Here is a 25,866-nt window from a genome sequence, read left to right as displayed (position 1 = left end):
CAACAGTCGGCCCTGACCACTTAATGGCCAAATTGATTTTTTTGTCATTCGCAGGCCCGGTAAGCTCAGCGTCACCGGGCATAATGCAGAGTGCTACACCCGCCCGTAGCGGTCCTGGAAGCGCACGATATCGTCCTCTTCCAGATACGAGCCGGAGCGCACCTCAATTAAGTCGAGAGGAATTTTCCCCGGGTTCTCCAGACAGTGCGTGGCCCCCAGCGGAATATAAATGGACTCGTTTTCACCCAGCAGTTTGATTTCACCGTCGATAGTGACTTTAGCGGTACCCGCAACCACCACCCAGTGCTCGGCGCGGTGATGGTGCATCTGCACCGACAGCCCCTCGCCCGGCTTCACGGTGATGCGTTTCACCTGGTAGCGGTCACCGGAGTCAATGGAGTCATATTTCCCCCACGGACGGTAGACTTCTCGGTGAATATGGTGCTCGTGACGACCATCGGCCTTGATCTGCTCCACCACTTTTTTAACGTCCTGCACGGCGTTACGGTCGGCAATCAGCACGGCGTCCTTGGTCTGAACAACCACCAGATCCTTCACCCCGACCGTGGTCACCAGGCCGGATTCGGCGTAGACGTAGCTGTTTTCCGTTTTGTGGCTAATAACATCGCCGTGGTGGACGTTACCCTCCGGGGTATGGGCGCTGATCTCCCACAGGGAGGACCAGGAGCCGACATCGCTCCAGCCCGCATCCATCGGTACCACGACGGCGTCCGCCGTACGTTCCATCACCGCGTAGTCAATGGACTCTTCCGGGCAGGCGAGGAACGCCTCTTCATCCACGCGGATGAAGTCGAGATCCGGGTCCACCACCGCCATCGCTTTCTCGCAGGCGTTCAGAATATCCGGGCGGTATTTGCGCAGCTCTTCCAGGTAGCGTCCGGCGCGGAACAAGAACATCCCGCTGTTCCAGTAATATTCACCGCTGGCGACATACGCCTGCGCGGTTTCCAGATTCGGTTTTTCAACAAACTGCGCCACGTCAAACGCCACGCTGTCGCCTTCACCCGGCGTCACGCTGCCGCGACGAATATAGCCATAGCCGGTTTCCGGCAGATCCGGCACGATGCCGAAGGTCACCAGCTTGCCGCTCTCGGCGTAAGGGATCGCCGCACGCACCGCGTCGCGGAAGGCGTCTTCCTGCTGGATAACGTGGTCCGCCGCCAGGACCAGCATCAGCGGATCACAGTCCGGGCTGCTGCGTTTTGCCGCCAGCGCCGCCAGGGCGATCGCGGGCGCGGTATTGCGTCCGGCAGGCTCCAGGATGATGTTTTCGGTGAGCTTATTCAGCTGGCGCAGCTGCTCGGCAACAATAAAGCGGTGCTGTTCGTTACAGATCACCACCGGGCTTTCACACTCCACGCCGTGCAGACGGTTTACCGTCGTCTGCAGCATGGTGAGATCCCCTTTCAGGCAGAGGAACTGTTTTGGATAGAGCACGCGGGACAGCGGCCACAACCGGCTACCAGAGCCACCAGCCATCACAACCGGATACAAAGTGGTTTGACTCATGATTTATCCCCGTATATCTGTAATAAATTGGCTCAGCACGTTCTCTTTCTCGAGCGTGCGTTCGGCATATTCACGTGCCACCGTGTTCACTTTTGGCATGGCAAGCGCTTGCTCAATTCCGGTTACCAGCGCCGGGACCGATTCAGGCTCCACGCACACGGCAATCCCCGGATAGCTGTCACACAGCTGGCCTAATTCTGTTTCGGCTTCTGCCGTGATCACCGCGTTACCGCCCACCGCCAGAATATTGGTCAGCTTGGACGGCAGCACCGCGTCCGCGGCGCCGCGTTTTTGCACCACCAGATGGCAGTCGCCCATCTTCAGCAGCGCAGGCAATGCCTCGTAAGACTGAAGCGGGAAAAATTTCACGTTGGTGAGGCCGCGTTCCCCGGCCATTTTTTCCAGCCGCGCTTTTCCACCGCCCTGCCCGACAATCACAAACGTCCACGGATGTTCGCTAAGCTGCTGGGCCGCTTCAATCACGCTCTCCAGCCCCTGCTTTTCGCCGATGTTGCCCGAGTAAAGAATGATTTTTTGATCTTCAGGCAAACCGAGCTGCGCGCGCAGGGCATGAGCATCTTGCTCAGTTACATCGCGAAAACGCGCCACTTCTGACCAGTTCGGGAAGAAAATGACTTTCTCCGCCGGGACGCCCTTCTCCTGCGCCTTGTTCATCATCGAGCGCGAGATAGTCGAGACGTAATCAACGTTGTGCAGGCCGCTGCGCTCAAACGCGCTGGCGAGCTTCGCGACCTTGCCGCCTTTACTTTTGCCTGCCATCCCCAGGCCCAGCATGGCGTCAACTTCGTAATCCTGTATGTGCAGCAGAGTGCGCGCGCCGGAGAGTTTGCCCAGCAGGCGCATGCCGGGCGTGCAAAACAGCGTTGGCACCACGCCGATGATGCGATCCGGCTTCCAGCGACGCTGCGCCATCAGCGGGAAGAAACTGCTCAGGGCAAAGCTGCCAAGATGAAGTAACCGTTTCAGCGTTGAGGGCTGCTTAGGCACATACAGCGGGCAGCGCCAGACGGTCGCTGCACCCTCTTCGCGACGGTAGCGCCAGCTTGAGTAGCGCTCTCCGACTTTCCACTCCGGGTAGTACGGCGGCGCGGTAATGACCCGCACGTCATGTCCCTGGCTCGCCATCCACTCGACCATCTCGCCGGTGTATTTCCCGATGCCGGTTAGCTCCGGCGAGTAGTTGATTCCGTACACTAAAATTTTCATAAGCCCGGCACTCCGGACTGACGATCGGCCAGGAAATAGGCACGACTGTTGTCATGCACATTGTCGCTGGCCAGCAGCGCCTCTGGCGTCTGCCAGCGGTAGTCGTCATGCTGAGAATCAGGCAGACGCAGGTCTGCCTCACTCACCTTCAGGCGGAACCCCAGCACGATGTAGTGCGTGGTGAACCCGGTGCCTGAAAAGTTATCGTCATAGAAGTGCTGCCAGACCCCGTAAAACTGGCCCGCTGCCATCGGCAGCTGCAGGCCCAGTTCCGCCAGAGTGAGACGCTCAAACGCATCGCTCAGCGTCTCATCCTTCTGCACGCGCCCGCCGGGCACGAACCAGAAACCCTGTGCAGGACGGTTGGTTCGTTTCCCCAGCAAGAACTCGCCGCGTTCGTTCTCCACGATCAAATCAATTGAGATGAGCGGAGTCGAACGCACTACCGTGGCAAAATCTTCCTGACTTAAAAACATCGTTACCCCCGGAAGCGGTGCTGGTTTTCCAGGAACCACTGGTAGGTACTGGCCAGACCCTGCTCCAGTGACACCTCGTGATACCAGCCCAGCTGATGCAGACGGGTCACGTCCAGCAGCTTGCGCGGCGTGCCGTCCGGTTTCGTCGCGTCAAACACCACGCGGCCTTTATAGCCCACTACCTGCGCGATGGTTTGCGCCAGCTCGCGAATGGTGCAGTCCACGCCGGTACCGACGTTGATGTGCGACAGCATCGGCTCGGTGTTCTCTTGCCACACTTCGCGATCCAGCTCCATCACGTGAATGCTGGCCGCAGCCATGTCGTCCACGTGCAGGAATTCACGCATCGGCGTACCGCTGCCCCACACCACCACGTCCGGCGCGTTCTCGGCGGTCGCCTCGTGGAAGCGGCGCAGCAGCGCCGGGATCACGTGCGAGTTGCTAGGGTGGAAGTTGTCGTGCGGTCCGTACAGGTTGGTCGGCATCACCGAACGATAGTCGCGGTTGTACTGACGGTTGTAGGACTCGCACAGCTTGATCCCGGCAATCTTGGCAATCGCGTACGGCTCGTTGGTCGCTTCCAGCGTGCCCTGAAGCAGCTCGCTCTCGGCGATCGGCTGTTTCGCCATTTTCGGGTAAATACAGGACGACCCGAGGAACAGCAGCTTATTCACGTTGTGCAGATGCGCGGCGTGAATGATGTTGCTCTCGATCATCATGTTTTCGTAGATGAAATCCGCCGGGTAGGTGTTGTTAGCGACAATGCCGCCCACCTTCGCCGCCGCCAGATACACCTGGTCAATGCGTTCGTTAGCAAAGAAGTCCTGTACCGCACGGCTGTCGAGCAGGTTCAGCTCGTCGCGCGTGCGGACAACCACTTCGACGTCACCGCGCTGCTCCAGCTGGCGAACAATCGCGGAACCCACCATTCCGCGATGACCGGCGACAAAAATACGTTGTTTTGTCATTCTCAGGACTCCAGCGCGATGGCAACCTCGTAGCCATGAGACTTGAGCAGGGAGTGTTTTTTCGCTGCTTCAAGATCTTTGGCTACCATCTCGGAAACCATCTCCTGCAGAGTGATTTCTGGTTTCCAGCCCAGCTTCTCGTGCGCTTTGGTTGGGTCGCCCAGCAGAGTTTCCACTTCAGCAGGACGGAAGTAGCGCGGGTCAACCTGCACAATCACGTCGCCTGGCTTCACGCCCGGAGCGTCGTGGCCGGTCACGGAAACCACGATACCTTTCTCTTCCACGCCGGTACCTTCGAAGCGCAGTTTGATGCCCAGCTGTGCCGCAGCCATTTCAACGAACTGACGTACGGAGTACTGCACGCCGGTCGCAATCACGAAATCTTCTGGCTGTTCCTGCTGCAGCATCATCCACTGCATTTTCACGTAGTCTTTGGCATGGCCCCAGTCACGCAGGGAATCCATGTTGCCGAGGTGCAGGCAAGACTCCAGACCCTGCGCGATGTTGGCGATGGCGCGGGTGATTTTGCGGGTCACGAAGGTTTCGCCGCGACGCGGAGATTCGTGGTTGAACAGGATGCCGTTACAGGCGTACATGCCGTAGGATTCACGGTAGTTCACGGTGATCCAGTAGGCGTACAGTTTTGCTACCGCATACGGAGAGCGCGGGTAGAACGGCGTGGTCTCTTTCTGTGGGATTTCCTGCACCAGACCGTACAGCTCGGAGGTGGACGCCTGGTAGAAGCGAGTTTTCTTCTCAAGGCCAAGGAAGCGGATTGCTTCCAGCAGACGCAGCGTACCCATGGCATCAACGTCAGCGGTGTATTCCGGGGATTCAAAGGAGACCGCTACGTGGCTCATCGCGCCCAGGTTGTAGACTTCATCCGGCTGAACTTCCTGCAGGATACGGGTCAGGTTGGAGGTATCCGTCAGGTCGCCGTAGTGCAGGTGGAATTTCGGGTTCGCCGCGTGAGGATCCTGATAAATATGATCCACACGTTCGGTGTTGAAAGAAGATGCACGACGTTTAATACCGTGTACTTCATACCCTTTTTCCAGCAGGAACTCTGCCAGGTAAGAACCATCCTGCCCGGTAACGCCGGTGATGAGAGCGACTTTAGACATGTTTATATTCCTCTACTTATGAATTTAATCAGTTTCAACGCGTTCGCGTATCACCACTGCGGGGTTGCCACGGCAAATTTTATTTGCCGGTAGCGATTTAAAAACGCTGCTGCGGGCACCGACTACCGTGCCATCGCCAACAGAAACACCCGGTGCAACAAAAACATCCGTTGCCAGCCAGCATTTTTCGCCAATCACAACAGGCGAAGCGGTAATATCAAAATGCTGGCTCATAAAGTCGTGGCTGCCGGTGCACAAATAACATTTCTGTGAAACCACCGAATTTGCGCCAATCGTTATTTCGCCAAGGGTATATAACACCGCGTCATCCCCAACCCATGCGTAATCCCCAAGCGTTAATTTCCACGGATAGGTAATTTTCACAGAAGGTCGGATGACTACGTTTTTTCCGATTTTTGCGCCAAACAGGCGCAATAAAAAAGCTCGCCAGCGGTACATTATTTGCGGCGACCAGGCAAATAATGTTGCCTGAACGGCCCACCACAGCTGTACCTTAATACCGTTCCCGCCCCGAAAACCTTTCGGCACGGAGAAACCTTTTAAATCCTGCATTGCGTTTCCTTATATTCAGGCTTTGTTATATAAGGTTTTCGTTTTGCCTGTGGTACGCAGGCGTAATAAATAGGATAATTCCGCCCAGAACCCCGGCACGCGTAATATTTTACGCTGTACGTTTTTGGCATCCTGGCACAATTCCAGATTATTAGACGTTGACACGCCACCCATTGAAAATTCGGATACCAGCCCTTTAATTCGACGGAACGGGTAACCTGATTTATACAGGCTGGCGGCCAGCGCATAATCGGAAGACACTTTATACTGCAAATCGTAAGGCTGTTTTTTCAGACCCTTTACCGGGAAGAAAATGGCCTGATGGCTGGCCGGCAAGCTGTGGTAGATATACCAGCCTGGCTTCGCGCTGCGGCACACTTTATGTCCGTCGCCAAAATCGAGCAGCGCATCGCCAATATACATCGCGTCCTCTTTCTGGCGAGCCAGCTGACGGGCAAACAGCGCCACGTCTTCATGGAAAATATCGCCCGAGTTCAGGAAAATGGCATAACGGCCTTGCGCCATGCTGATGCCTTTATTCATCGCATCATAGATGCCTTTATCTTTCTCGCTGATGTAGCGTAAGTTGAACTCACCGTTGAGTTTTTCCAGAAACTCCGCAGTGCCATCGTTCGAGCCGCCGTCAACCACAATCCACTCAAAGGTGAGGCTTGGATCGCGCGCCAGGTTGCGCAGCGAGCGCCAGGTTTTTACCACCCCTTCGTAATTACGAAAAGCGACAGTAATGACGCTAAGAAACATAAATCACCTCATTTCGTCATACGTTCGTAATATTAAGCGCCTTGCGCAGAATAAACGGACAGACAATCAAGAAAGCATATTCCGGGCTAAATATTGACCCGGTAAAAAACAGCGACACCGGAGTAAACAGATAAAGCTGAACGCGAAAGTTCTGGTTATCACCAAACGCGTTAATCATCATTTTGAAAACTTTAAACAGATACCACAGGGTCAACAGTACGGCGAACCACGAAAAATAAATAATTAACAGATACAGACCATTGTCTATGGTTTTACCGACATCCGCACCGTTAAAAATTCCGAATGATGCAACATATTCGTAAAGTGAGCCGAATCTTACCACCCCATCAATATGGGTTAAGGAATAACCCACCATCACCAGTGGCCCAATGATGCGATAATAGGACGAAGACCCTTCCGTTCCCAAATCACCCAGACGTTCTGAGATGTACGGGAAGGCAAATATCACGCCTACCATAAATACCGTCAGGGAGATAATCGCCAGCGGCAGTTTTTTCTTAATCGCATCTTTGTTCAGGTACTGGAACGCCCACTCCAGCAGGTAAAACAGGATAAATGTCATTACCCCTGAGAACGATCCAGACAGAACAATTCCTGCAAGAATCATAGCATCGGTCTTAGGCGTTTTGATACCAAACTGTTTGATGCTGAGCCAAATTGAGATTAACGCCAGAGCGAAAAACGCCGGTTCAAAATAGAGGGCCGTAGTACGCTTCCCGCCAAACTTGATGAAGTTCAATACATAGCTGTTACTGTAAATGAGATATTTCGAAATTATCTCCATCAGGCTGCTGCCACCGGTGAGAATAATTTGCGCCATCTCCAGCGCGGCAAGCATCACAATTAACGCAACGGCAATATAAAAGAACCTAAGGATTTTCCGATAATTGTGCGGAGAAATAGTTTTAAACCGAATACTCCAGACCATTCCGATAATAATAACAATATAAACAAACAGCATGGTCGACGTGACGTATTTACTCGCATCCAGCGACTGGCCAAAGATGTAGTTAAACAGCGTCAGGCCCGTGCCCAGCCCTAAGGCAATCATCAGCTTCTTGAGGTTGATTTTATCGACATACAGCAGAAGCAGAACGGGCAGGAAGGTTACGATGGTTATCGGGAAGCTTTCGCCGAGCTGGGCAATTTTGACGTTGACCAGCAGGTAGATCAGCGGCAGCAGCAGATAACTACAGATTCTGATAGAACGAGACATATTCCTCCAGCATCTGTTGTCCACTGTAGGCCTTGCGGCTGCGGTTGCGGAACGATTCCAGGTCCGTGCCAAAAACGATCTCAGCAATCTGCGCCTTCGGCAGCTGTACCAGCGGCAGGACCTCCTGCTCCGTGAAGGTTTTCCCGCCGGACTTTTCCAGCACTTCGCGCGCCGCATCGCTGTGGGTGGCGATCACCGGCACGCCGATAGAGAGCGCTTCGCAGAGGATCAGCGGATAGTTATCCACGCGGGAGCTGAACACCAGCGCGTCCATTTCATTCAGCGCGCTCATCAGCTTGCGCTTGTCGGTCTCAAACCCGTGGTTCACCACGTTGGCCCCTTCGAACGGTGAAAACTTGCCGAAGGTGTGAAGCTCTATCTTGTCACCCAGCGCCATCATGTCGCGCACCAGCTGCTGGTTGGTTTTACCGTCGTAACGCAGGTCATGCGCAACAATAGCGATTTTCGGTTTGCCCGCAGTTTCGGCCACCGGGGTCAGCTCGGCAAGAATGGCTTCCGTCGCTACGTCGATGCCGTTGTTGATAATCTGACAGCGCCCTGCCCCGTACAGGCTGTTGAAGGCATCGGCCACGTGCTGGCTCGGGGAGATAAACGTACAGCCGAGCGAGAGCATGTCGCGGAACAGCTGACGCTTTCCGGCCACCAGCTGATGCGCGCGATCCACCTTCACCGGCGGGTAGTTGCTTAACGTCGGACACTTCTGGCAGTTATCTTTCCAGCCTTCGCAGCCGTCGGTAAACGCGCAGCGTCCGGTCACGCTCCAGTGATCGTGCAGCGTCCAGACAAAGCGGGTATCGGGCTTGTGGGCCTGCACCTTCTGGCAAAACGCCACCACCTCTTCCAGATTCAGCCAGTAGCTGTGCAGCACGTGAAAATGCAGCACAACCGGGCCGGTCGTGCGCGTCACGGTGCGGTAAAGGTTGTTCAGGTTGCCAAACAGATCGCGGTTAAACAGGCGGAACAGCGCAATGTTGGCAATCGAGGTCAGACGCGGCGTGTGCTTGTGCACCTGCGGGAAGTTATCGTGGCTGACGCTTTTCTTGCCGCCTTTGCCGTAGCCGTAAATAAAACGAGACTGAAGTCCTTTTTGCAGCGCGCGCTGGTGCAGATCCAGGGCCACGCCTGCCGCTCCGCCTTCTGCGAGGCGTACGTTAAATTGCAATATGTTCATTTAATCACCTTCACGCGGGCTTTTTCTCCCACCACCAGCGCGTTATCCGGAATGCTGTCCAGCACCACGCTGCCAGCACCAATCGTGACGTTATTACCAATCGTAATGTCACCGATGATCACCACGTTCGCGCCCAGCTCGACGTTATTGCCGATGACCGGGCAGGCCAGGCTGTCAGGCCCGCGGTTGCCAATGGTGACCGCATGACGAATGGTGAAATCATCCCCAGCGACCACAAACTTGTTGATCACCACCGCATAGCCGTGATGGATGGTAAAACGGCGGCCAATGGTGGCAGCGGCCTGAATTTCATAGCCAAAAAAGCATTCGGTAATGATGCGGTACAGCACCAGCACGGGCGCCGCCCAGATATTGTTCAGCACGTTTTTCTTACGCCACACCGAGCAAAAGTGCGCGATGCGGTACGCCAGAACCATGCAGCACGGACGCAGGCTCCAGCTGTTAGCGCGGCAATCTTCCAGAAACATTATTTCCCCCGAAGTCCATCAGCCAGGCGTTTGCCGTTACGCACGGACAGCAGCGTCAGCAGCGTGCGCCAGTTCATGCGCTTATTGCGGATCTGATAGAGGGTAAAGAGCTGATATTTACGGCTGGCACGGTCAAATTTGTCCTTGTGCTTGCGGTAAAAATGGAAGTAGCCGGAGAACTTCTTCGGCGAGGAGGTGATTTGCATCTCCCCGTGGTTGATATGCAGGATCTGCGTGGCCTCTTCCACCTTCCACGGCTCGCCGTACTCCACCACCATGCGCAGGAAGATATCGTAATCCTGCGCGGCCTTGAGTTCGGTATCGAACAGGCACTCTTTGAAACGCCACGCCCAGGTGAAGACCTGGTTACCAATAATATTGCGCTTGTAGAACAGGCGGCGAGAATACGGCGACTTCGGGTAGAGCGGCAGACTCGCGGGCTGCGAGTAAACCTCGCCCTGGCAGACATAGTCGTTGGCATACAGGAAAGCGTGCGTGACCAGCTGTTCTTTATGCGACAGGAAGATAGACAGGCGGTTCGGCGTCCATTCGTCATCGTCGTCGATCCCGGTCAGATACTGCCCTTTGGCCTGCATAATCGCCTGATTACGCACCGCGCACGCGCCGGAGTTAATGGCGTTATGCGTATAGACCACCCGCGGGTCGTTGAGGTCAGTCACAAACTTTTGCAGCTGTTCATACGAGGAAGAGCAGTCATCAACGATGATCAGCTCCCAGTTATCGTAATCCTGTCGCAGGACGGATTTGATTGCGCGGATCGCCAGCTGCTGACGATTCCATGTCGGCATATAGATTGAAACTAAAGGGCGTTGTGTGGTCATGGTCTTCCCCTTATCCCTCACCCCGCCCCTCTCTCGGAGGGAGAGGGAGAAAGCTGCTCTCCCCTCTGGGGAGAGGGTTAGGGTGAGGGGGATTTTTATTTGCTGTCAGATTTATATTCGTACTCGTAATAGCCGTAATCCTGATACCCGGTCGCGCGGCGGAAGATGGAGTTCAGGATCACCCCTTTCACCTCAATCCCGTTCTGCTCGAAGCGGCTCAGGCTGGTTTCCACCTCTTTCAGGGTGTTCACCGCGTAACGCGCCACCATCAGCGTGGTTCCCGCGTGGCGGCCAACAACGGCTGCGTCGGTTACGGCCAGAATTGGCGGCGTATCGATCAGCACCAGGTCGTAATTTTTGCTCGCCCACTCCACCAGCTCGGTGAAGCGTTCGCTCATCAGCAGCTCGGACGGGTTAGGCGGCACCTGACCGCGCGGGATCAGGTCAAATTTCGGCACCGTTGTGGGTTTCGCGCTCTGGCTGATTTCCCCTTTGCCGAGCAGGATTTCCGACAGACCGTTCACGTTGTTGGTGCCCAGCAGTTCGTGGGTGTAGCCCTTACGCATATCGCAGTCGATCAGCAGCACGCGCTTGTTGGTCTGGCTGACCACCGCCGCCAGGTTGGCGCAGACGAAGGTTTTACCGATTGACGGGCTGACGCCGGTTAACATCAGGACGTTGTTTTTGGCCTGCATCATGGCGAAGTGCAGACTGGTACGCAGGCTACGGATCGCTTCGATGGCGAGGTCGGTCGGGTTACCCACCGCCAGAAGCTGGCTCTGTTTGTAACGCTTAACGCCCTTGATGGTTTTGACGCTGTCGCGGGATTTTTGCCACTCAGACAGCGGAATGCTGGCATAGACGTTGATACCGCTCTCTTCCAGCACCTGCGGGCTTTCGATACCGCGGTTGAAAAGCGAACGCAGCAGCACGCCCACGATGGAGAGCATCAGGCCGAGAATAATGCTGCCGAGAATAATCAGCGCCTTCTTCGGCTTCAGCACGCCAGGCTGGGTAATGGCCGGGTCGACGATGCGCACGTCACCGACGGTACTGGCTTCGGTGATTTTCAGCTCCTGCTGCTTGTTCAGCAGCTGCATGTAAACCTGCTGTCCTGACTCCACGTCGCGGGTCAGACGCACGATCTCCTGCTGAGTTTTCGGCATCGCGGTCACGCGGTCATTGAGCTTCGCCTTCTCTTCTTCCAGGGTACGGCGTTTCTCCAGCAGCGTGCGGTAGGCCGGGTGACGTTTGGTATAAAGCTTGGAAATCTCCGCCTCTTTGAAGGTCAGCTCGTTGAGCTGCGCATCAATGTTGACCATCGAATCGAGGACCGATTTCGCTTCCAGCGGCAGGTCAACGGAGTCTTTATCCTGACGATAGGCGTTCAGCTTGTTCTCGGCATCATCCAGATGAGCGCGCACTTCCGGGAGCTGTTTCGCGAGGAAGGCCAGGCTTTTCGCCGCTTCCGCCGACTTACGCTCAACGTTCTGCTCAAGATAGTTGCGGGTAATGCTGTTCAGGATGTCGCGGATTTGATCCTTATCTTCACCGGTAAAGGTCATGCTCAGCACGCCGGTGTCCTTACCGTTTTCGGTGACGGTCAGGTTGTTTTGCAGATTGTTGATCATCCCCAGGGTGGAGAATTTGGTGACGGTGAATTCACCGCCCTCCTGGGCGTTAATGGCGCTGACCATCATGCTGACGCCGTCTTTGGTCAGCATCTGCCCCACTTCACCGCGCGCGCTAAAACCTGCGTCGCTGGTTAGCTGGTACTGTTTCGGGCCAAGCACCGTCAGGGTAAACGTCTGATCGCCTGCCCCTTTCGGCAGCACGAAGTCAGTGACTTTCACCGTGTCGTTGCTTCGCCCCATCAGACGATCCCAGCCGGCACCAAAGACCGGGAAGGTATTTTTGGTGACGGAGATATCGAGCCCGAGGTCGTGAACCGTTTTACCCAGCACCAGACGTGACTGGATGAGCTGAATTTCGGCGTCGGATGCCGGCGGCTTGTTCGCCAGCGCGGAACCAATGTCCTGCACCAGCGAGTTGCCGGTATTCTGCTCGATCTGCACCAGCGCATCGGCGCTGTAGATAGGGGTGGCGAACAGCGTATAGACGACGGCCGCCGCGGCGAACACGGCGGTAATGCCCAGCACCCACCACTTTGCCTCTACAACAGTGCCGACCAGGCGCCCAATATCAATTTCATCACTGCCCGAAGTCGGGGCGGCAGAAGGTCTTGTTTTTTCTGTCATTGTTATCCCTGCTGAACTTTCAGTGCCTGCGCCCACTGCTGGGCAGACTGGTCAAGTAAGGTGTAAACCGCCTCAAAGGCCTCATGGCTTTTGCGATACGGATCGGGGATTTCACGTTCATTGTCCCAGTGACCAAACAGCATCACCTTGCCGCGCATCTCCGGAGCGATATCGCACAGCGCATGAATATGGCGTTTTTCCATCGTCAGGATCAGGTCATACTCCCGGCACATGCGGCCAGTGACCTGGCGGGCCACGTGTCCGTCGAGGGAGAGGTGATGATCCCGCGCCACGCTCGTTGCGCGCTCATCGGCACCTTTACCGACCAGTGCACCCAGCCCTGCCGAATCAACGGTCAGTTCGGGCTGGTAGTGTTTCAACAACCGTTCAGCCGTAGGGGAACGGCAAATGTTCCCCACGCATACCACCAGAATTTTGTTAAACATCGCGGATTACCAGGTATGAATGTCGCGCGCCGTATCCGTCATGTAGCGAACGCCACTGATGGTTGGCAGCAACTGGTTGATCAGACGGTTCCAGCGGGCAACCGGCGCGGTGGTGACATACACCACATCGTATGGCTGGAGACGGAACTCCGTTGCCATCACCAGAGAGGTCGCATCGGACATATCCAGCTGGTAGATGTTGGCAATCTTGCCTTTCGCACTGCCCTCACCTTTCAGCGGACGGATAACGAAGATACCGGTCGCGTTAGAGGTCGTCAGATCGATACCCTCAGCATTGCCCAGCGCTTCGGTCAGCGTCATACCGCTGAAGTCCATTTTGAGGGTGCTCTGTTTCTTCACTTCACCCATCACGAAGACTTTCAGATCGTCATTGCGCGGCACGTAGAGAATGTCGCCCGGATAGAGCAGGCGGTTCTGGGTCAGATCGCCGTTTTGCATCAGCGCCTGCAGCGAAATGCGCTGCTCCTTCCCGTTGTGGGTGAGCACGACGTTGCGCCAGTCGGCGCCGTCGGTTAACCCGCCCGCGGCGTTGATGGCATCCAGTACGGTCAGAGGAACGTTGGTGATGGCCTGCTGGCCGGATTTATTCACCTGGCCGGAGATATAGGCTTTTTGCGAGCGGAATGCGGCGATATTAACGTCCACCTGCGGATCGGCGATGTACTGCGCTAAGCGGCCGGTAATATCACTACGGATCTCGGCAAGCGTTTTCCCTGCAACATGGACTTTACCAATGTAGGGATAGAACATGGTGCCATCTGACTGCACCCAGTTACCGGTGTCGCTTGAGCTACGGTACTGGCCCGCTGGCGTAGTCAGTTCAGGGTGGTCCCAGACGGTCACGTTGATCACGTCACCCGGCCCCACGCGATACTGGTAGGACGCAATTTCCTGGTCCAGCGACATATTCGGCTGGGCAACATTCGGACGTGGACGTAATTGTTCGACCAGACGAGGCGTAAGTGGATAAACATTCACCATTTTGTCGAGATCAAAATCGGCATCCTGTTGCTTGATCACATCCTTACCCATTGTTGACATATTGCTGCCGGGAAAGACCGTGCAACCACTCATCAAGGTCACAGACACCAATAATGGCATCAATTTCATTTTGGATTTCATCATTGATTATTTATCACTTTGGCAGAGTAATTATCCTGTGCAATTTAAATAAGCTCGAGTCGTATTGGGTTTCAGCATGCAGTTAATCAAATAGAAATATAACTGGCATCAGTCCTAAAAAAAGCTTATTCATCCATTGGCTATTGACAGAATAATCGAGGCTGATTCACACGCTTTCAGGCACGCTACCGCCCTTGGCTTTCAGTTACCAATCCACTGACTAAACAATGTGTTATGGATAGACACCCTCTTGAGCAAGGTCTTCTGGAAATATATCAGTCGCTTGAGAAACCCGACGGATAATGAATAACCATCCCTGAAGACCGAACATTAATAGCAACACCGAGATTTAACATTTGATGCTGGGAGAATTGTTACAGCTAACCTAATAGCAGGCAAGGAGACAACTGTCCTAATATTGGTTTTTAAGATTAATATTAAGAGCAAATTTTTGAACTTTTAGGATTTTCTTTATATTGACAAAATAAGAGTAAAAATCAGTCCCTGCGATATATCCTAAAATCCATTCCTTGTAATTAAATATACGTATTTCGCTTATTTACACCCTATTGAGAATGCTCTCTTTTTTACCCATCGTATTAAGAGAAATCTCAGCCCGGCATTGCAATTTCCCCCAGCTTTATCCATGATCGAAGTGTGACATTCGTCATATAACAGAAGGTATTGCTATTACTATGGAATGGATTGCCGATCCCTCAATCTGGGCAGGGCTGGTTACGCTGGTCGTCATCGAGCTCGTGCTCGGGATTGATAATCTGGTCTTTATCGCCATCCTCGCTGAAAAACTTCCCCCTTCCCAGCGCGACCGCGCGCGCGTGACGGGTCTGCTGCTGGCGATGGTGATGCGGTTACTGCTGCTGGCCTCTATCTCCTGGCTGGTGACGCTCACTCAGCCTCTGTTCTCCATCCACGGTCTGAGTTTTAGCGCCCGCGATCTGATCATGCTCTTCGGCGGGTTGTTCCTGCTGTTCAAAGCCACGGTGGAGCTCAACGAACGGCTGGAAGGCAAAGACAGCGAGAACCCAACCCAGCGCCGCGGGGCGAAATTCTGGCCGGTAGTGGCGCAAATCGTGGTGCTGGATGCGGTCTTTTCTCTAGACTCGGTGATCACCGCCGTCGGGATGGTGGACCACCTTGCGGTGATGATGGCTGCGGTGATTATTGCCATCACGCTGATGGTCATGGCCAGCAAGTCGCTGACCCGCTTTGTGAACAGTCACCCGACCATCGTGATCCTCTGCCTGAGCTTCTTGCTGATGATTGGCTTTAGCCTGGTGGCCGACGGTTTTGGCTTCCATATTCCGAAAGGCTACCTGTACGCCGCCATCGGCTTCTCCGTCATGATTGAAGCGCTCAACCAGCTGGCGATATTTAACCGCCGCCGCTTCCTGTCCGCGAATCAGACCCTGCGTCAGCGCACGGCCGACACGGTTATGCGCCTGCTAAGCGGTAAGAAAGAGGATGCGGAGCTGGATGCAGAATCCTCCGCCATGCTGGCCGATCACAGTGACGGGCTGATCTTCGACCCGCAGGAACGACGGATGATCGAGCGGGTGCTTAATCTGAATCAGCGGACGGTCAGCAGCATCATGACCTCGCGGCACGACATTGAGCATATCGACCTGACGGCACCGGAAGAGCACATTCGCGCCCTGCTGGATAAAAATCAGCACACCCGCGTGGTGGTGACCGGCGGTGAAGAGGAAGAGGAGCTGCTGGGCGTGGTGCACGTTATTGACCTGCTCCAGCAGCAGCTTCACGGCGAGGCGCTCAACCTGCGCGTACTGGTACGCCAGCCGCTGGTCTTCCCTGAGGGGCTACCGCTGCTTTCAGCCCTTGAGCAATTCCGTAACGCGCGCACGCACTTTGCCTTTGTGGTGGATGAGTTTGGTTCGGTGGAAGGGCTGGTCACGCTCAGCGACGTAATGGAAACCATCGCCGGTAATCTGCCTAACGAGGTGGATGAGATTGACGCCCGCCATGATATTCAGAAAAACGCAGACGGTTCGTGGACCGCTAACGGCCATATGCCGCTGGAAGACCTGGTGCAATACGTGCCGCTGCCGCTGGATGAAAAACGGGAGTATCACACTATTGCCGGCCTGCTGATGGAATATTTGCAGCGTATCCCGCAGCCGGGGGAAGAAGTTCAGGTGGGCGACTATCTGCTCAAAACGCTGCAGATTGAAAACCATCGCGTGCAGAAGGTTCAGCTCATTCCGCTGCGGGATGAGGAAGAACTGGATTTTGAGGTGTAAAAAAGCCGGGTGGCGACTTCGCCTTACCCGGCGCAACGGACATCAAAGCTTATCCAGCAGCTTCTTAACGTCCTTACCGTCCTGTGAATCTTTATTGCGTTCCGCCCAGCCGCTAAGCCGACGTTTCGCTTCATCCTGCAGATGCTTACGCAGGAGCTGATCCACCTCCAGACGGTAATTAAGGGCCTGCCATTTGCCGTATACGGTCAGCGGGACCGGCGTCTCTTTCAGGAAGTCGATGAGCTTGCTTTCACCCTGCCAGCCGGAAAGTACGCGCACGTTAAAGCGCGTGTCCGCGGTTTCTTTCACCAGATCCAGCTTACCTTCACCGGTCATTGATAAGAGTGAAGAAGTACCCTGCATTCCGTCGAGAGTAAGTTGTCCGTTGTCCAGCGTCAGGTCCGTGGTGAAGCTGTCGAGGCGCGTGGCGCTGTCGTAGTTATCCTGGGCCTTCACATCGCTGCTGCGCTCGACCGCCTGCTGCACCAGCTGCTGGAAGTTAAGCCCTTCCATACGGGAATTTTTCAGATCAAGATGCGCCTGCCCCTGCCACTCGCGGCGGAAAGCATCGGCATCAATTTTCGTGCCTGAGAAGTCACCCGCAAGCGTCAACTGCCCCGTCAGGGATATCGGATAGTTGAACGCGTTCAGGATGGTGCCTATCTCAACGTTGTCGAGACGCGGCTGGAATTCGGCGGTGGCAACGTCTTTACGGACGTCCAGCGTGCCGGGCAGCGAGAGGCTCCCTGCGCCCATCTTTCCGCTAAGCTCGGAGATCACCAGCAAACCGTTATGGTTAAACATCTGGCTGCTCACGTCGCTAAAATCAATGCCGCGCCAGCGCAGGCTATTGGCTTTCAGCAGAATATCCGCCGTGAACCCGCGCAGGGCGTTATAGTCAGGCTGATCGAGATTAGACGAGATTACCGGACGTGATACCGGTGCCTGGCTTTGCCCCGTCAACGTGGCATCGCTGTCCGTGGCGCTGGCGGGCAGAGGCGGCAGCAGATTTTCCAGGTTGAGCTTGTCAAACTGCAGATTCAGCACCCACTTCGGCTTCTCTTCGAGCGTGACGCTCGCCTGTCCCTTCAGGCTACTGTCATTTGCCTGCAGGTTGAGATTATCCAGCTCCAGCTGCTTTTGCTCTTCGCGCCACACGGCCTGCAGCGTTCCCTGCCCGGTGACCCCCTGGGTGGGAAGATCGGCACCCGTCAGCTGCCAGTTCAGCTGCTGGATGTCGGCCGTAAGCTGGTGCGGATAGTCTGAGGCGTTCACATTAGCATTCAGCGACAGGGTCAAATCACGCTGATCGCGGTTCACGCGCCCGCTAAATTCCAGCGACGCAAGATGATGAGCATCCTGTTCCATCTGCAGGTTAATGTTGCGAATGGTCACCTGCTCCTGGTGCTCATGCTGGAAAACCAACACGCTATCGGCAACTTTCAGCTTGCCGATATCAAAGGACCAGCCGGTATCGGACGGATCATCAGGCAGAGTATTTTCGCGCGGCGCAACCGGCGCACTGGCATCACGCACGGCTTCGGTTTGCGGGGTGAGCTGGATCACCGCGCCTTTCAGCATCACCTGCTTAACCTGCAGCTGATGGGAAATGAGCGGGAACAGCGCCACATCAAGGCGCATGTTGTCTGCGGACACCAGCGGCTGGGCCGCCCCCGGCGCCGTGAGCGACATGCGGCCAGAGAGAATGCTGAGCTGCGGCCAGACGTGCCAGCGCAGCGGCCCGTCAAGCTTCAGTTGATAACCACTGCGTGCCTCGACCTGCCGCACCATGTAAGCGCGGAAATCGTTGGGGTTAACCAGCAGAACCAACGCCGAAAGGCCAGCCACCAGCACCACCAGCAAAATCATCAGCGTTGTCAGAACTCTTCTCATGGCATCCTCAATGGGCTAACGCTCAGTCTTTATCAATACGGCTGGCAACCGCGCCCTGCTGGTCGCGATATTTTGCGTCCTGCCGACGGTTGTAAGGACGATCTGCCGGGCCTGACAGCGGTTCAAAGCTTAACGCGCCGATCATCATGCCCGGGCGCAGCGCCAGCGGCAATTTACCGGCATTGAAAAATTCCAGCACGATACGCCCCGACCAGCCAGGATCGATACGGTGCGCGGTCACGTGAACCATCAGCCCCAGTCGCGCCAGCGAAGAACGGCCATCAAGCCAGCCGACCAGGTCCGCAGGCAGAGTGACGGATTCAAACGTCACCGCCAGGGCCAGTTCACCCGGATGGAGATAAAAGGCTTCGCCCTCGTCGATAACGATTTCATCACTCATCACGCGATCGAGCGCGGCGCTGACTTCGTCCTTCGGCCCGCTGAGATCGATGAACGGCGCAGTGTGACCGCTAAAGGTGCGGAATTTATTCCCCAACCTTACATCAACGGTCACGCCATTGATACGCTCCACCGGGGGACGCGGGGTAATAGACAAACGGCCTTCATCCAGCCAGGCTTCAATATCGCGATCGCAAAGACGCATGCCACTTTCTCCTTTCATGCATCGTACCCTGAGGCGATAAGCGCTCAGGGTAAAACCAGGTAATCTCTGAACGGTACACAATTCACGCGGCTTATTCAAAAAACTGACTGATTTTCGCTTTTAAGATATCAATCGCAATGCGGTTTTTACCCCCGCGCGGCACGATGATATCGGCGTATTGTTTGGATGGCTCAATAAACTGCAGGAACATCGGGCGGACCGTTTTCTGGTATTGCGCCATAACGGAGTCCATCGAACGCCCGCGTTCATTCACGTCACGCTTAATGCGGCGCATCAGGCAGATATCCAGCGGGGTATCAACGAAAATCGAGAAGTTCATGGATTCACGCAGGCGAGCGTCGGTCAGCAGCAGGATGCCTTCGAGGATAATGACCTTTTTCGGCTCGATGCGGATGGTTTCCTGGGTGCGGGTGTGTTCTACGTAACTGTAAACGGGCAGCTCAATCGCCTGGCCGCTCTTAAGCGCTTCTAAATGCTGGAACAGCAGGCTGTGATCCATTGCATTCGGGTGGTCATAGTTGGTTTTTACGCGCTCTTCCATCGACAGATGGGATTGATCTTTGTAATAGCTGTCTTCGGGAATGACGCCGATATGCTCATCACCTACTTGTTCACGCAGTTCGCGATAAAGCGTACTGGCAATTAGACTTTTACCTGAAGCCGATGCGCCGGCGATGCCTATAATGACGCACTGATGAGACTTATCAGTCATAAATTTAGCGACCTGATTAACCTGGATGTTAAGGAAGGACGACGCCGGAGCGTCAAACGCGGCAATTATAGGGATTTCGCGGGCGTGATACCAGTCGAAAGCACAGGTTCTGCGAGACTGGCCGAAAAGTGACATCTTATTCCCTGAGTGAAATTTAAATGAACGTTTTTTCAGCGTTTAACCGTTTTTTTTCACGGAGCCTCTATTTAATAAGTCTGTGGTGTCAAATTCTGAGCGGTCACCATATGAATTGTAAATTGTTTGTACTAGCATAAACCAAATTATCTAATTCACGCGTTCGGACATCTTCCCTGACGGCATGGCGTCTCTGGATAAAGCGGTAATGAATAAACAATACCAGCGGGTTTTGGTTACCACCCCACATCCTTTAATACGACTTGTCTGTCTGGGCCTGGTCACCTTTATCTTTACCTTATTTTCCCTGGAGCTCACCCGGTTCGGCACCCTGCTGGCCCCGCTCTGGTTCCCCACCGCCATTATGATGGTGGCGTTTTACCGCCATGCAGGAAAAATGTGGCCGGGAATCGCCCTGGCCTGTTCGTTTGGCAATATTCTTGCCACCTGGATGCTGTTTTCGTGGGGATCGATAAGCCTCACCTACACCTCAATTAACGTGGTTGAAGCTTTTACCGGTGCGCTATTACTTCGCAAATTGCTCCCGTGGTACAACCCGCTGCAGAATCTGAATGACTGGATCCGCGTGGCCATCGGCAGCGCCGTGATACCGCCGCTGGTTGGCGGCGTCCTGGTATCTCTGCTGGCTCCCGGTCCTGAACCCCTGCGTAATTTCTTCGTCTGGGTGTTGTCCGAAGCCATTGGCGCACTGGCGGTGGTACCGTTGGGGCTGTTGTTTAAACCGCACTATCTGCTGCGCCACCGAGACCCGAGACTGCTCCTGGAAACGCTGACCACGCTGGCCGTGACGCTGGCCCTCAGCTGGGCAGCCATCACCTGGCTGCCGTGGCCTTTCACCTGCGTTATCGTTTTGCTTATGTGGAGTGCCGTGCGCCTGCCGCGAATGGAAGCGTTCCTGGTGTTTCTGGTCACCGTGATGGTTGTGTCGCTGATGATTGCCCAAAACCCGGTGGCGCTGACAACCCAGCACGTCGGGGCGATGCTGAACGCCCCCTGGCTGCCGTTCCTGATGCTGCTCCTGCCTGCCAACGTGATGACCATGGTGATGTACGCCTTCCGCGCCGAGCGCAAGCACATCACCGAAAGCGAGGAGCGCTTCCGCAATGCGATGGAGTATTCCGCCATCGGTATGGCGCTGGTCAGCATTGAGGGCAAATGGCTGCAGGCTAACAAGGCGCTGTGCAATTTCCTCGGTTACAGCCAGACGGAGCTCCAGTCGCTGACCTTCCAGCAGCTCACCTGGCCGGAAGATCTGCACACCGACCTGGAACAGCTCGAACAGCTGGTCAACGGCGATATCAATACCTATACCCTCGAGAAGCGCTATTACACCCGCAACGGGGAAGTAGTCTGGGCGCTTCTTGCCGTCTCCGTCGTGCGCCATGCCGACGGCTCGCCGCTCTATTTTATCGCCCAGATTGAAGACATTAACGACCTGAAGCAGACCGAGTGGGTCAACAAACGCCTGATGGAGCGCATTACGCTGGCTAACGAAGCGGGCGGCATCGGCATCTGGGAGTGGGATCTGGAGCCAGACATTATCAGCTGGGACAAGCGGATGTTTGAGCTATATGAAATCCCTCCGCACATCAAGCCTACCTGGCAGCTCTGGCACGACACGATGCTGCCGGAAGATCGTGCCCACGCCGAGCAGGTGCTGCGGGACTCGCTGATTTCCCGCCTGCCGTTTAAGCTGGAATTCCGCATCCGCGTGAAGGAAGGCGTGCGCCATATTCGCTCCCTGGCGAACCGGGTGCTCAATAAGCAGGGTGAAGTCGAACGGCTGCTCGGAATCAACATGGATATGACCGAGGTTAAGCAGCTCAACGAGGCCCTCTTCCAGGAAAAAGAGCGTCTGCACATCACCCTCGACTCCATCGGTGAAGCGGTGCTGTGTACCGATATCAACATGAACGTCACCTTTATGAACCCGGTGGCCGAGAAAATGAGCGGCTGGCTGCAGACCGAGGCTATCGGCCAGCCGATCCTGAAGGTGTTGCACATCACCTTTGGTGAAAAAGGGCCGCTGATGGAAAATATTCACAGCGGCGATATGTCCCGTTCCGATATCGATCAGGACGTGGTGCTGAACTGCCGTACCGGCGGTAATTTTGATATTCACTACAGCATTACGCCGCTCAGCACGCTGGACGGGCAGAATATAGGCTCGGTTATCGTGATTCAGGACGTGACCGAGTCGCGCAAAATGCTGCGACAGCTGAGCTACAGCGCCTCCCACGATGCCCTGACCCACCTGGCAAACCGGGTCAGCTTCGAAAATCATCTTAAACGGCTCCTGCAGACCGTTCGCGAAACGCGCCAGCGCCATGCCCTGGTCTTTATCGATCTCGATCGCTTCAAAGCCGTCAACGATACGGCAGGCCATGCGGCGGGCGATGCCCTGCTGCGGGAACTCTCTTCGCTGATGTTGACCATGCTCCGCTCCAGCGACGTGCTGGCGCGTCTGGGTGGGGATGAGTTCGGATTACTGCTGCCGGACTGCAATATTGAAAGCGCGCGCTATATCGCCGGGCGCCTGATCCACACGATCAATGACTATCACTTTATGTGGGAAGGCCGCCTGCACCGGATCGGCGCCAGCGCAGGCATCACGCTGATTGATGAAAATAACCATCAGGCGTCGGAGGTGATGTCGCAGGCGGATATAGCCTGTTATGCCTCGAAAAACAGCGGGCGCGGCATGGTGACGGTTTACGAACCCCAGCAGGAGCGGGATCACAACACGCGCAGCATGATGTCGCTTGATGAACAGTGGCACATGATTAAAGACAATCACCTGATGATGATTGCCCGCAGCGTCGCCTCCCCGCGCATCCCGGAAAGCAGTAATTTCTGGCTGCTGTCGTTACGCCTGTGGACCAGCCAGGGCGAAGTCCAGGAAGAGCATGCCTTCCGCTCGGGTCTGGCCGAGCCTGAACTTTTGCACGCCCTCGACAGGCGCATTTTTAATGAGTTTTTCCGCGCCTCTGCCGCACAGGTCGCCAGTAAAGGCATGGGGGTAGCGCTGCCGCTTTCTGAGGCCGGTTTAGCCAGCGTAACGCTGGTCGATGAGCTTCTCGACCTGCTTGATAAAAGCCCGATGCCGGGTCGTCTCCTGCATCTGGTTATCTCTGCCGACGTGGTGTGCAGCCCGGATAAAAACCTGCAGCGGAGTCTGCAAAAGCTTCGCCAGGCGGGCTGCCGCGTGATCTTCAGCCAGGTGGGTCGCGACATGAACGTCTTCACCCACCTGACCGCCAATATGGCCGACTATCTGATGCTGGACGCGGAGGTGGTAAGCAACGTGTATGGCAACCTGATGGACGAGATGATGGTGACCATTGTGCAGGGCCACGCCCAGCATCTGGGGATGAAAACCATCGCGGGCCCCTGCAACCAGCCTATCATGATGGATACGCTCTCCGGCATCGGTATTGATTTTATCTATGGCGACACCATCGCCGAGCCGCAGCCGCTGGATCTACTGCTCAACACCAGCTATTTCGCCATCAACTGACGGCGTCCAGCCGTCGGTATACCAGATGTGCAGCAGCGCGTAAGAGCGCCACGGCTGCCAGCGCTCGGCATAACGCCGAATTTGCGCGGGCGTCATCCCGGCAAAGCGTTGCTTAATCAGATAATCATCCGGCAGAAAGACATCTTTCGCCTGCCAGCCGCGCAGGGCCAGGTAGTTTGCCGTCCAGCGCCCTATCCCCGGCCGCTGCTGTAGCGCCTTCATCCCGGCCTCAATATTCGCGGGCGGGAAAAGCGGAAACGTCCCGTCGATGACCGACTGCGCCAGATGAATTAACGACTCCGCGCGTTTTACCGGCATGCCCAACGCTTTCAGCGCCAGCGGGTCCGCTGCAGCCAGCGCGTCCGGCGTGGGGAAACAGAGATACCCAGGACAATCCGCGATCGGTTCGCCGTACAGCGCCACCAGGCGCGACGTCAGTTTCGCCGCCATCGCCACGCTCACCAGCTGCCCGAGGATCGCCCGTATGCCCTGCTCGTAGGCGTCCATCGCCCCCGGCAAACGCAAGCCTGGCCGGGCAGCACCGAGATCGCCCAGCGTATCCGCGATGTGCTGCGGGTTGCAGGCGAGATCGAACAGGCGCTCGATGCGTTCAAGGCACGTCTGCACAACCGGAACTAACCCCGGACTGAGCGTCACGGTCAGCGTATGGGTGGCGATATCCGGCGTTACGCGAAATATCCCCTGATGCCCTTCACAGGCAAAACTGCGCTCGTAGTAGTCGCGTGTGACGGTTTCAATGCCCGTCACCGCACGCGCGCCAAGAAAGCCAAACATCCACTGCCAGTCGTAAGGGGGAATCCAGTTCAGGGTGTACATCGTTGCTCCTTTTTTGTTCTTATCAGCATAAACGTAAAGACCTTGTATTGCCTTGCTTTCATATTCCTGTTGTCGCCATGAAGACATTTCGTTAAAGTCTCGCCCCTTCTCACTGGCATGGGGATTCATCGTGTTTATTGGATTCGACTACGGTACGGCAAACTGCTCGGTTGCGATTATGCAAAACGGACAGCCACAGCTCCTGAAAATGGAAAAAGAGAGCACGCTGCTGCCGTCAATGCTCTGCGCGCCGACGCGTGAAGCGGTGAGCGAATGGCTGTTCCGCCACCATCAGGTTCCGGCCACGGCGGCGGAGACCCAGGCGCTGCTGCGCCGGGCGGTCAGCTTTAACCGTGAGGAAGATATCGACGTTACGCCGTCCAGCGTGCAGTTCGGCCTCTCTTCGCTCGGGCACTACATTGAAGATCCTGAAGAGGTTTACTTCGTTAAGTCGCCAAAATCCTTCCTCGGCGCCAGCGGGCTGAAGCCGCAGCAGGTGGCGATGTTCGAAGACCTGGTGTGCGCGATGATGCTGCATATTCGCAATCAGGCGCAGACGCAGGTCTCCGATGCAATTACCCAGGCGGTCATTGGCCGCCCTATCAACTTCCAGGGGCTGGGCGGCGACGAGGCCAACCAGCAGGCGCAGGGGATCCTTGAACGCGCGGCGCACCGCGCAGGCTTCCGCGACGTGGTGTTCCAGTACGAGCCGGTTGCCGCGGGGCTGGATTTTGAAGCCACGCTGACGGAAGAGAAGCGCGTGTTAGTCGTGGATATCGGCGGGGGCACAACGGACTGCTCGCTGCTGCTGATGGGGCCGCAGTGGCATAATCGTCGCGATCGCGAAAATAGCCTGCTGGGGCACAGCGGCTGCCGCGTAGGCGGTAACGATCTCGATATCGCGCTGGCATTCAAGAGCCTGATGCCGCTGCTCGGCATGGGCGGGCAAACCGAAAAAGGCATCGCCCTGCCGATCCTGCCGTGGTGGAACGCAATTGCCATCAACGACGTGCCTGCGCAGAGTGATTTTTACAGCACCGCGAACGGCCGCTTCCTTAACGATCTGGTGCGCGACGCGCAGGACGCCGAAAAAGTCGCCCTGCTGTATAAAGTGTGGCGTCAGCGCCTGAGCTACCGCGTGGTGCGTACTGCCGAAGAGAGCAAAATAGCCCTTTCCGACCGTGCTGAGCATGCGGTCTCCTTGCCGTTTATCAGCGACGATCTGGCTACCGCGATTTCACAGGACGGGCTGGAGACGGCGCTCGCGCAGCCGCTGCAGCGTATTCTGGAGCAGGTGCAGCTGGCGCTGGAGAACGGCAAAGAGAAGCCGGACGTGATTTACCTGACCGGGGGGAGCGCCCGCTCGCCGCTGATCAAGAAAGCGCTGGCGGAACAGCTGCCTGGCATTCCAATTGCCGGTGGGGATGACTTTGGCTCCGTTACCGCTGGTCTGGCGCGCTGGGCTCAGGTGATGTTTAGCTAGCGTTGTTACGGTGCGGTCTGGTGCCCTCACCCCGGCCCTCTCCCACAGGGAGAGGGCGAAAATATCAAAAACGGCAACGGATGTTGCCGTTTTGCGTT

At 55.9% G+C, this 25,866-nt stretch carries 21 protein-coding genes; 3 read left to right on the top strand and 18 right to left on the bottom strand.

What is annotated here, in order from left to right:
- Positions 1 to 93: 93 nt before the first annotated feature.
- The 14 genes from cpsB to UTM25_RS05000 all read right to left on the bottom strand — a co-directional run bounded on the left by cpsB (position 94) and on the right by UTM25_RS05000 (position 14,269).
- The gene (cpsB, locus tag UTM25_RS05065; RefSeq protein WP_029742029.1) at positions 94 to 1,530 is read right to left on the bottom strand and encodes a mannose-1-phosphate guanyltransferase; all 1,437 of its coding nucleotides are present in this window, start codon (positions 1,528 to 1,530) and stop codon (positions 94 to 96) included.
- Between the two features lie 3 nt (positions 1,531 to 1,533).
- Positions 1,534 to 2,757 (bottom strand): colanic acid biosynthesis fucosyltransferase WcaI, encoded by a 1,224-nt coding sequence (wcaI, locus tag UTM25_RS05060; protein ID WP_194400619.1) that lies wholly within the window; start codon positions 2,755 to 2,757, stop codon positions 1,534 to 1,536.
- Positions 2,754 to 3,233 (bottom strand): GDP-mannose mannosyl hydrolase, encoded by a 480-nt coding sequence (locus UTM25_RS05055; RefSeq protein ID WP_024908101.1) that lies wholly within the window; start codon positions 3,231 to 3,233, stop codon positions 2,754 to 2,756. Before UTM25_RS05055 ends, wcaI begins: the two co-directional genes overlap by 4 nt.
- A gap of 2 nt (positions 3,234 to 3,235) precedes the next feature.
- Entirely contained in the window at positions 3,236 to 4,201 is a 966-nt protein-coding gene (gene fcl / locus UTM25_RS05050) for a GDP-L-fucose synthase (RefSeq protein WP_013097874.1), read from the bottom strand.
- Between the two features lie 2 nt (positions 4,202 to 4,203).
- Positions 4,204 to 5,325 carry a GDP-mannose 4,6-dehydratase gene (gene gmd / locus UTM25_RS05045; protein WP_014884502.1) on the bottom strand — a complete coding sequence of 374 codons (1,122 nt, stop codon included), beginning with the start codon at positions 5,323 to 5,325 and terminating at the stop codon, positions 4,204 to 4,206.
- Between the two features lie 24 nt (positions 5,326 to 5,349).
- On the bottom strand, positions 5,350 to 5,898 hold the full coding sequence (gene wcaF, locus UTM25_RS05040; protein WP_126330698.1) for a colanic acid biosynthesis acetyltransferase WcaF: 549 nt from the start codon (positions 5,896 to 5,898) through the stop codon (positions 5,350 to 5,352).
- 15 nt (positions 5,899 to 5,913) lie between these two features.
- Positions 5,914 to 6,660 (bottom strand): colanic acid biosynthesis glycosyltransferase WcaE, encoded by a 747-nt coding sequence (gene wcaE / locus UTM25_RS05035; RefSeq protein ID WP_023312400.1) that lies wholly within the window; start codon positions 6,658 to 6,660, stop codon positions 5,914 to 5,916.
- Between the two features lie 16 nt (positions 6,661 to 6,676).
- Positions 6,677 to 7,897: a colanic acid polymerase WcaD gene (gene wcaD / locus UTM25_RS05030; RefSeq protein WP_029742034.1), complete on the bottom strand. Its 1,221-nt coding sequence runs from the start codon at positions 7,895 to 7,897 to the stop codon at positions 6,677 to 6,679.
- Positions 7,872 to 9,089, bottom strand: a complete 1,218-nt coding sequence (gene wcaC / locus UTM25_RS05025) for a colanic acid biosynthesis glycosyltransferase WcaC (protein ID WP_032658829.1) — start codon at positions 9,087 to 9,089, stop codon at positions 7,872 to 7,874. The genes wcaD and wcaC overlap by 26 nt, the downstream gene beginning before the upstream one ends.
- On the bottom strand, positions 9,086 to 9,577 hold the full coding sequence (gene wcaB, locus UTM25_RS05020) for a colanic acid biosynthesis acetyltransferase WcaB (protein ID WP_023312402.1): 492 nt from the start codon (positions 9,575 to 9,577) through the stop codon (positions 9,086 to 9,088). The genes wcaC and wcaB overlap by 4 nt, the downstream gene beginning before the upstream one ends.
- The gene (gene wcaA, locus UTM25_RS05015; protein WP_023312403.1) at positions 9,577 to 10,419 is read right to left on the bottom strand and encodes a colanic acid biosynthesis glycosyltransferase WcaA; all 843 of its coding nucleotides are present in this window, start codon (positions 10,417 to 10,419) and stop codon (positions 9,577 to 9,579) included. The genes wcaB and wcaA overlap by 1 nt, the downstream gene beginning before the upstream one ends.
- A 95-nt stretch (positions 10,420 to 10,514) precedes the next feature.
- Positions 10,515 to 12,677 carry a tyrosine-protein kinase Wzc gene (gene wzc, locus UTM25_RS05010; protein ID WP_194400617.1) on the bottom strand — a complete coding sequence of 721 codons (2,163 nt, stop codon included), beginning with the start codon at positions 12,675 to 12,677 and terminating at the stop codon, positions 10,515 to 10,517.
- Positions 12,678 to 12,679: 2 nt separating this feature from the next.
- Positions 12,680 to 13,123, bottom strand: a complete 444-nt coding sequence (wzb, locus tag UTM25_RS05005) for a low molecular weight protein-tyrosine-phosphatase Wzb (protein ID WP_023312405.1) — start codon at positions 13,121 to 13,123, stop codon at positions 12,680 to 12,682.
- Positions 13,124 to 13,129: 6 nt separating this feature from the next.
- Complete coding sequence (locus UTM25_RS05000; RefSeq protein ID WP_014170829.1) at positions 13,130 to 14,269, bottom strand: polysaccharide export protein; 1,140 nt, start codon at positions 14,267 to 14,269, stop codon at positions 13,130 to 13,132.
- Positions 14,270 to 14,961: 692 nt separating this feature from the next.
- Between UTM25_RS05000 and UTM25_RS04995 the strand changes: the two genes are divergently transcribed.
- Positions 14,962 to 16,545 (top strand): TerC family protein, encoded by a 1,584-nt coding sequence (locus UTM25_RS04995; protein WP_194400615.1) that lies wholly within the window; start codon positions 14,962 to 14,964, stop codon positions 16,543 to 16,545.
- Positions 16,546 to 16,587: 42 nt separating this feature from the next.
- Here the strand turns inward: UTM25_RS04995 and asmA are convergent, their stop codons facing one another.
- The 3 genes from asmA to udk form a co-directional block, all read right to left on the bottom strand.
- Positions 16,588 to 18,438 carry an outer membrane assembly protein AsmA gene (gene asmA / locus UTM25_RS04990; RefSeq protein WP_320714393.1) on the bottom strand — a complete coding sequence of 617 codons (1,851 nt, stop codon included), beginning with the start codon at positions 18,436 to 18,438 and terminating at the stop codon, positions 16,588 to 16,590.
- A 22-nt stretch (positions 18,439 to 18,460) separates the two neighbouring features.
- Complete coding sequence (gene dcd / locus UTM25_RS04985; RefSeq protein ID WP_194400668.1) at positions 18,461 to 19,042, bottom strand: dCTP deaminase; 582 nt, start codon at positions 19,040 to 19,042, stop codon at positions 18,461 to 18,463.
- A gap of 91 nt (positions 19,043 to 19,133) precedes the next feature.
- The gene (udk, locus tag UTM25_RS04980) at positions 19,134 to 19,775 is read right to left on the bottom strand and encodes a uridine kinase (protein WP_008500855.1); all 642 of its coding nucleotides are present in this window, start codon (positions 19,773 to 19,775) and stop codon (positions 19,134 to 19,136) included.
- Positions 19,776 to 20,118: 343 nt separating this feature from the next.
- Between udk and UTM25_RS04975 the strand changes: the two genes are divergently transcribed.
- Positions 20,119 to 23,448, top strand: coding sequence for a diguanylate cyclase (locus UTM25_RS04975; RefSeq protein WP_194400612.1), 3,330 nt, complete (start codon positions 20,119 to 20,121; stop codon positions 23,446 to 23,448).
- Here UTM25_RS04975 and alkA read toward each other — a convergent pair.
- Positions 23,413 to 24,285 (bottom strand): DNA-3-methyladenine glycosylase 2, encoded by an 873-nt coding sequence (gene alkA / locus UTM25_RS04970; RefSeq protein ID WP_194400611.1) that lies wholly within the window; start codon positions 24,283 to 24,285, stop codon positions 23,413 to 23,415. The two genes, UTM25_RS04975 and alkA, sit on opposite strands and share 36 nt — an antisense overlap.
- Positions 24,286 to 24,415: 130 nt before the next feature.
- Here alkA and yegD point away from each other — a divergent pair, with 130 nt between their 5' ends.
- Positions 24,416 to 25,768: a molecular chaperone gene (gene yegD / locus UTM25_RS04965; RefSeq protein ID WP_063441295.1), complete on the top strand. Its 1,353-nt coding sequence runs from the start codon at positions 24,416 to 24,418 to the stop codon at positions 25,766 to 25,768.
- The last annotated feature ends 98 nt before the right edge of the window (positions 25,769 to 25,866 follow it).

The organism is Enterobacter sp. 61D5 (assembly GCF_034107965.1).
GTDB classification, from domain to species: domain Bacteria; phylum Pseudomonadota; class Gammaproteobacteria; order Enterobacterales; family Enterobacteriaceae; genus Enterobacter; species Enterobacter cloacae_M.
The sequence above is the reverse complement of the archived record's forward strand: the minus strand, read 5'-3'. Positions and strand labels throughout refer to the sequence as shown.

Bases quoted from the DNA above. Each gene is read 5' to 3' on its own strand.
- cpsB (WP_029742029.1), bottom strand. From the start codon at position 1,530: ATGAGTCAAACCACTTTGTATCCGGTTGTGATGGCTGGTGGCTCTGGT.
- wcaI (WP_194400619.1), bottom strand. From the start codon at position 2,757: ATGAAAATTTTAGTGTACGGAATCAACTACTCGCCGGAGCTAACCGGC.
- UTM25_RS05055 (WP_024908101.1), bottom strand. From the start codon at position 3,233: ATGTTTTTAAGTCAGGAAGATTTTGCCACGGTAGTGCGTTCGACTCCG.
- fcl (WP_013097874.1), bottom strand. From the start codon at position 4,201: ATGACAAAACAACGTATTTTTGTCGCCGGTCATCGCGGAATGGTGGGT.
- gmd (WP_014884502.1), bottom strand. From the start codon at position 5,325: ATGTCTAAAGTCGCTCTCATCACCGGCGTTACCGGGCAGGATGGTTCT.
- wcaF (WP_126330698.1), bottom strand. From the start codon at position 5,898: ATGCAGGATTTAAAAGGTTTCTCCGTGCCGAAAGGTTTTCGGGGCGGG.
- wcaE (WP_023312400.1), bottom strand. From the start codon at position 6,660: ATGTTTCTTAGCGTCATTACTGTCGCTTTTCGTAATTACGAAGGGGTG.
- wcaD (WP_029742034.1), bottom strand. From the start codon at position 7,897: ATGTCTCGTTCTATCAGAATCTGTAGTTATCTGCTGCTGCCGCTGATC.
- wcaC (WP_032658829.1), bottom strand. From the start codon at position 9,089: ATGAACATATTGCAATTTAACGTACGCCTCGCAGAAGGCGGAGCGGCA.
- wcaB (WP_023312402.1), bottom strand. From the start codon at position 9,577: ATGTTTCTGGAAGATTGCCGCGCTAACAGCTGGAGCCTGCGTCCGTGC.
- wcaA (WP_023312403.1), bottom strand. From the start codon at position 10,419: ATGACCACACAACGCCCTTTAGTTTCAATCTATATGCCGACATGGAAT.
- wzc (WP_194400617.1), bottom strand. From the start codon at position 12,677: ATGACAGAAAAAACAAGACCTTCTGCCGCCCCGACTTCGGGCAGTGAT.
- wzb (WP_023312405.1), bottom strand. From the start codon at position 13,123: ATGTTTAACAAAATTCTGGTGGTATGCGTGGGGAACATTTGCCGTTCC.
- UTM25_RS05000 (WP_014170829.1), bottom strand. From the start codon at position 14,269: ATGATGAAATCCAAAATGAAATTGATGCCATTATTGGTGTCTGTGACC.
- UTM25_RS04995 (WP_194400615.1), top strand. From the start codon at position 14,962: ATGGAATGGATTGCCGATCCCTCAATCTGGGCAGGGCTGGTTACGCTG.
- asmA (WP_320714393.1), bottom strand. From the start codon at position 18,438: ATGAGAAGAGTTCTGACAACGCTGATGATTTTGCTGGTGGTGCTGGTG.
- dcd (WP_194400668.1), bottom strand. From the start codon at position 19,042: ATGCGTCTTTGCGATCGCGATATTGAAGCCTGGCTGGATGAAGGCCGT.
- udk (WP_008500855.1), bottom strand. From the start codon at position 19,775: ATGACTGATAAGTCTCATCAGTGCGTCATTATAGGCATCGCCGGCGCA.
- UTM25_RS04975 (WP_194400612.1), top strand. From the start codon at position 20,119: ATGAATAAACAATACCAGCGGGTTTTGGTTACCACCCCACATCCTTTA.
- alkA (WP_194400611.1), bottom strand. From the start codon at position 24,285: ATGTACACCCTGAACTGGATTCCCCCTTACGACTGGCAGTGGATGTTT.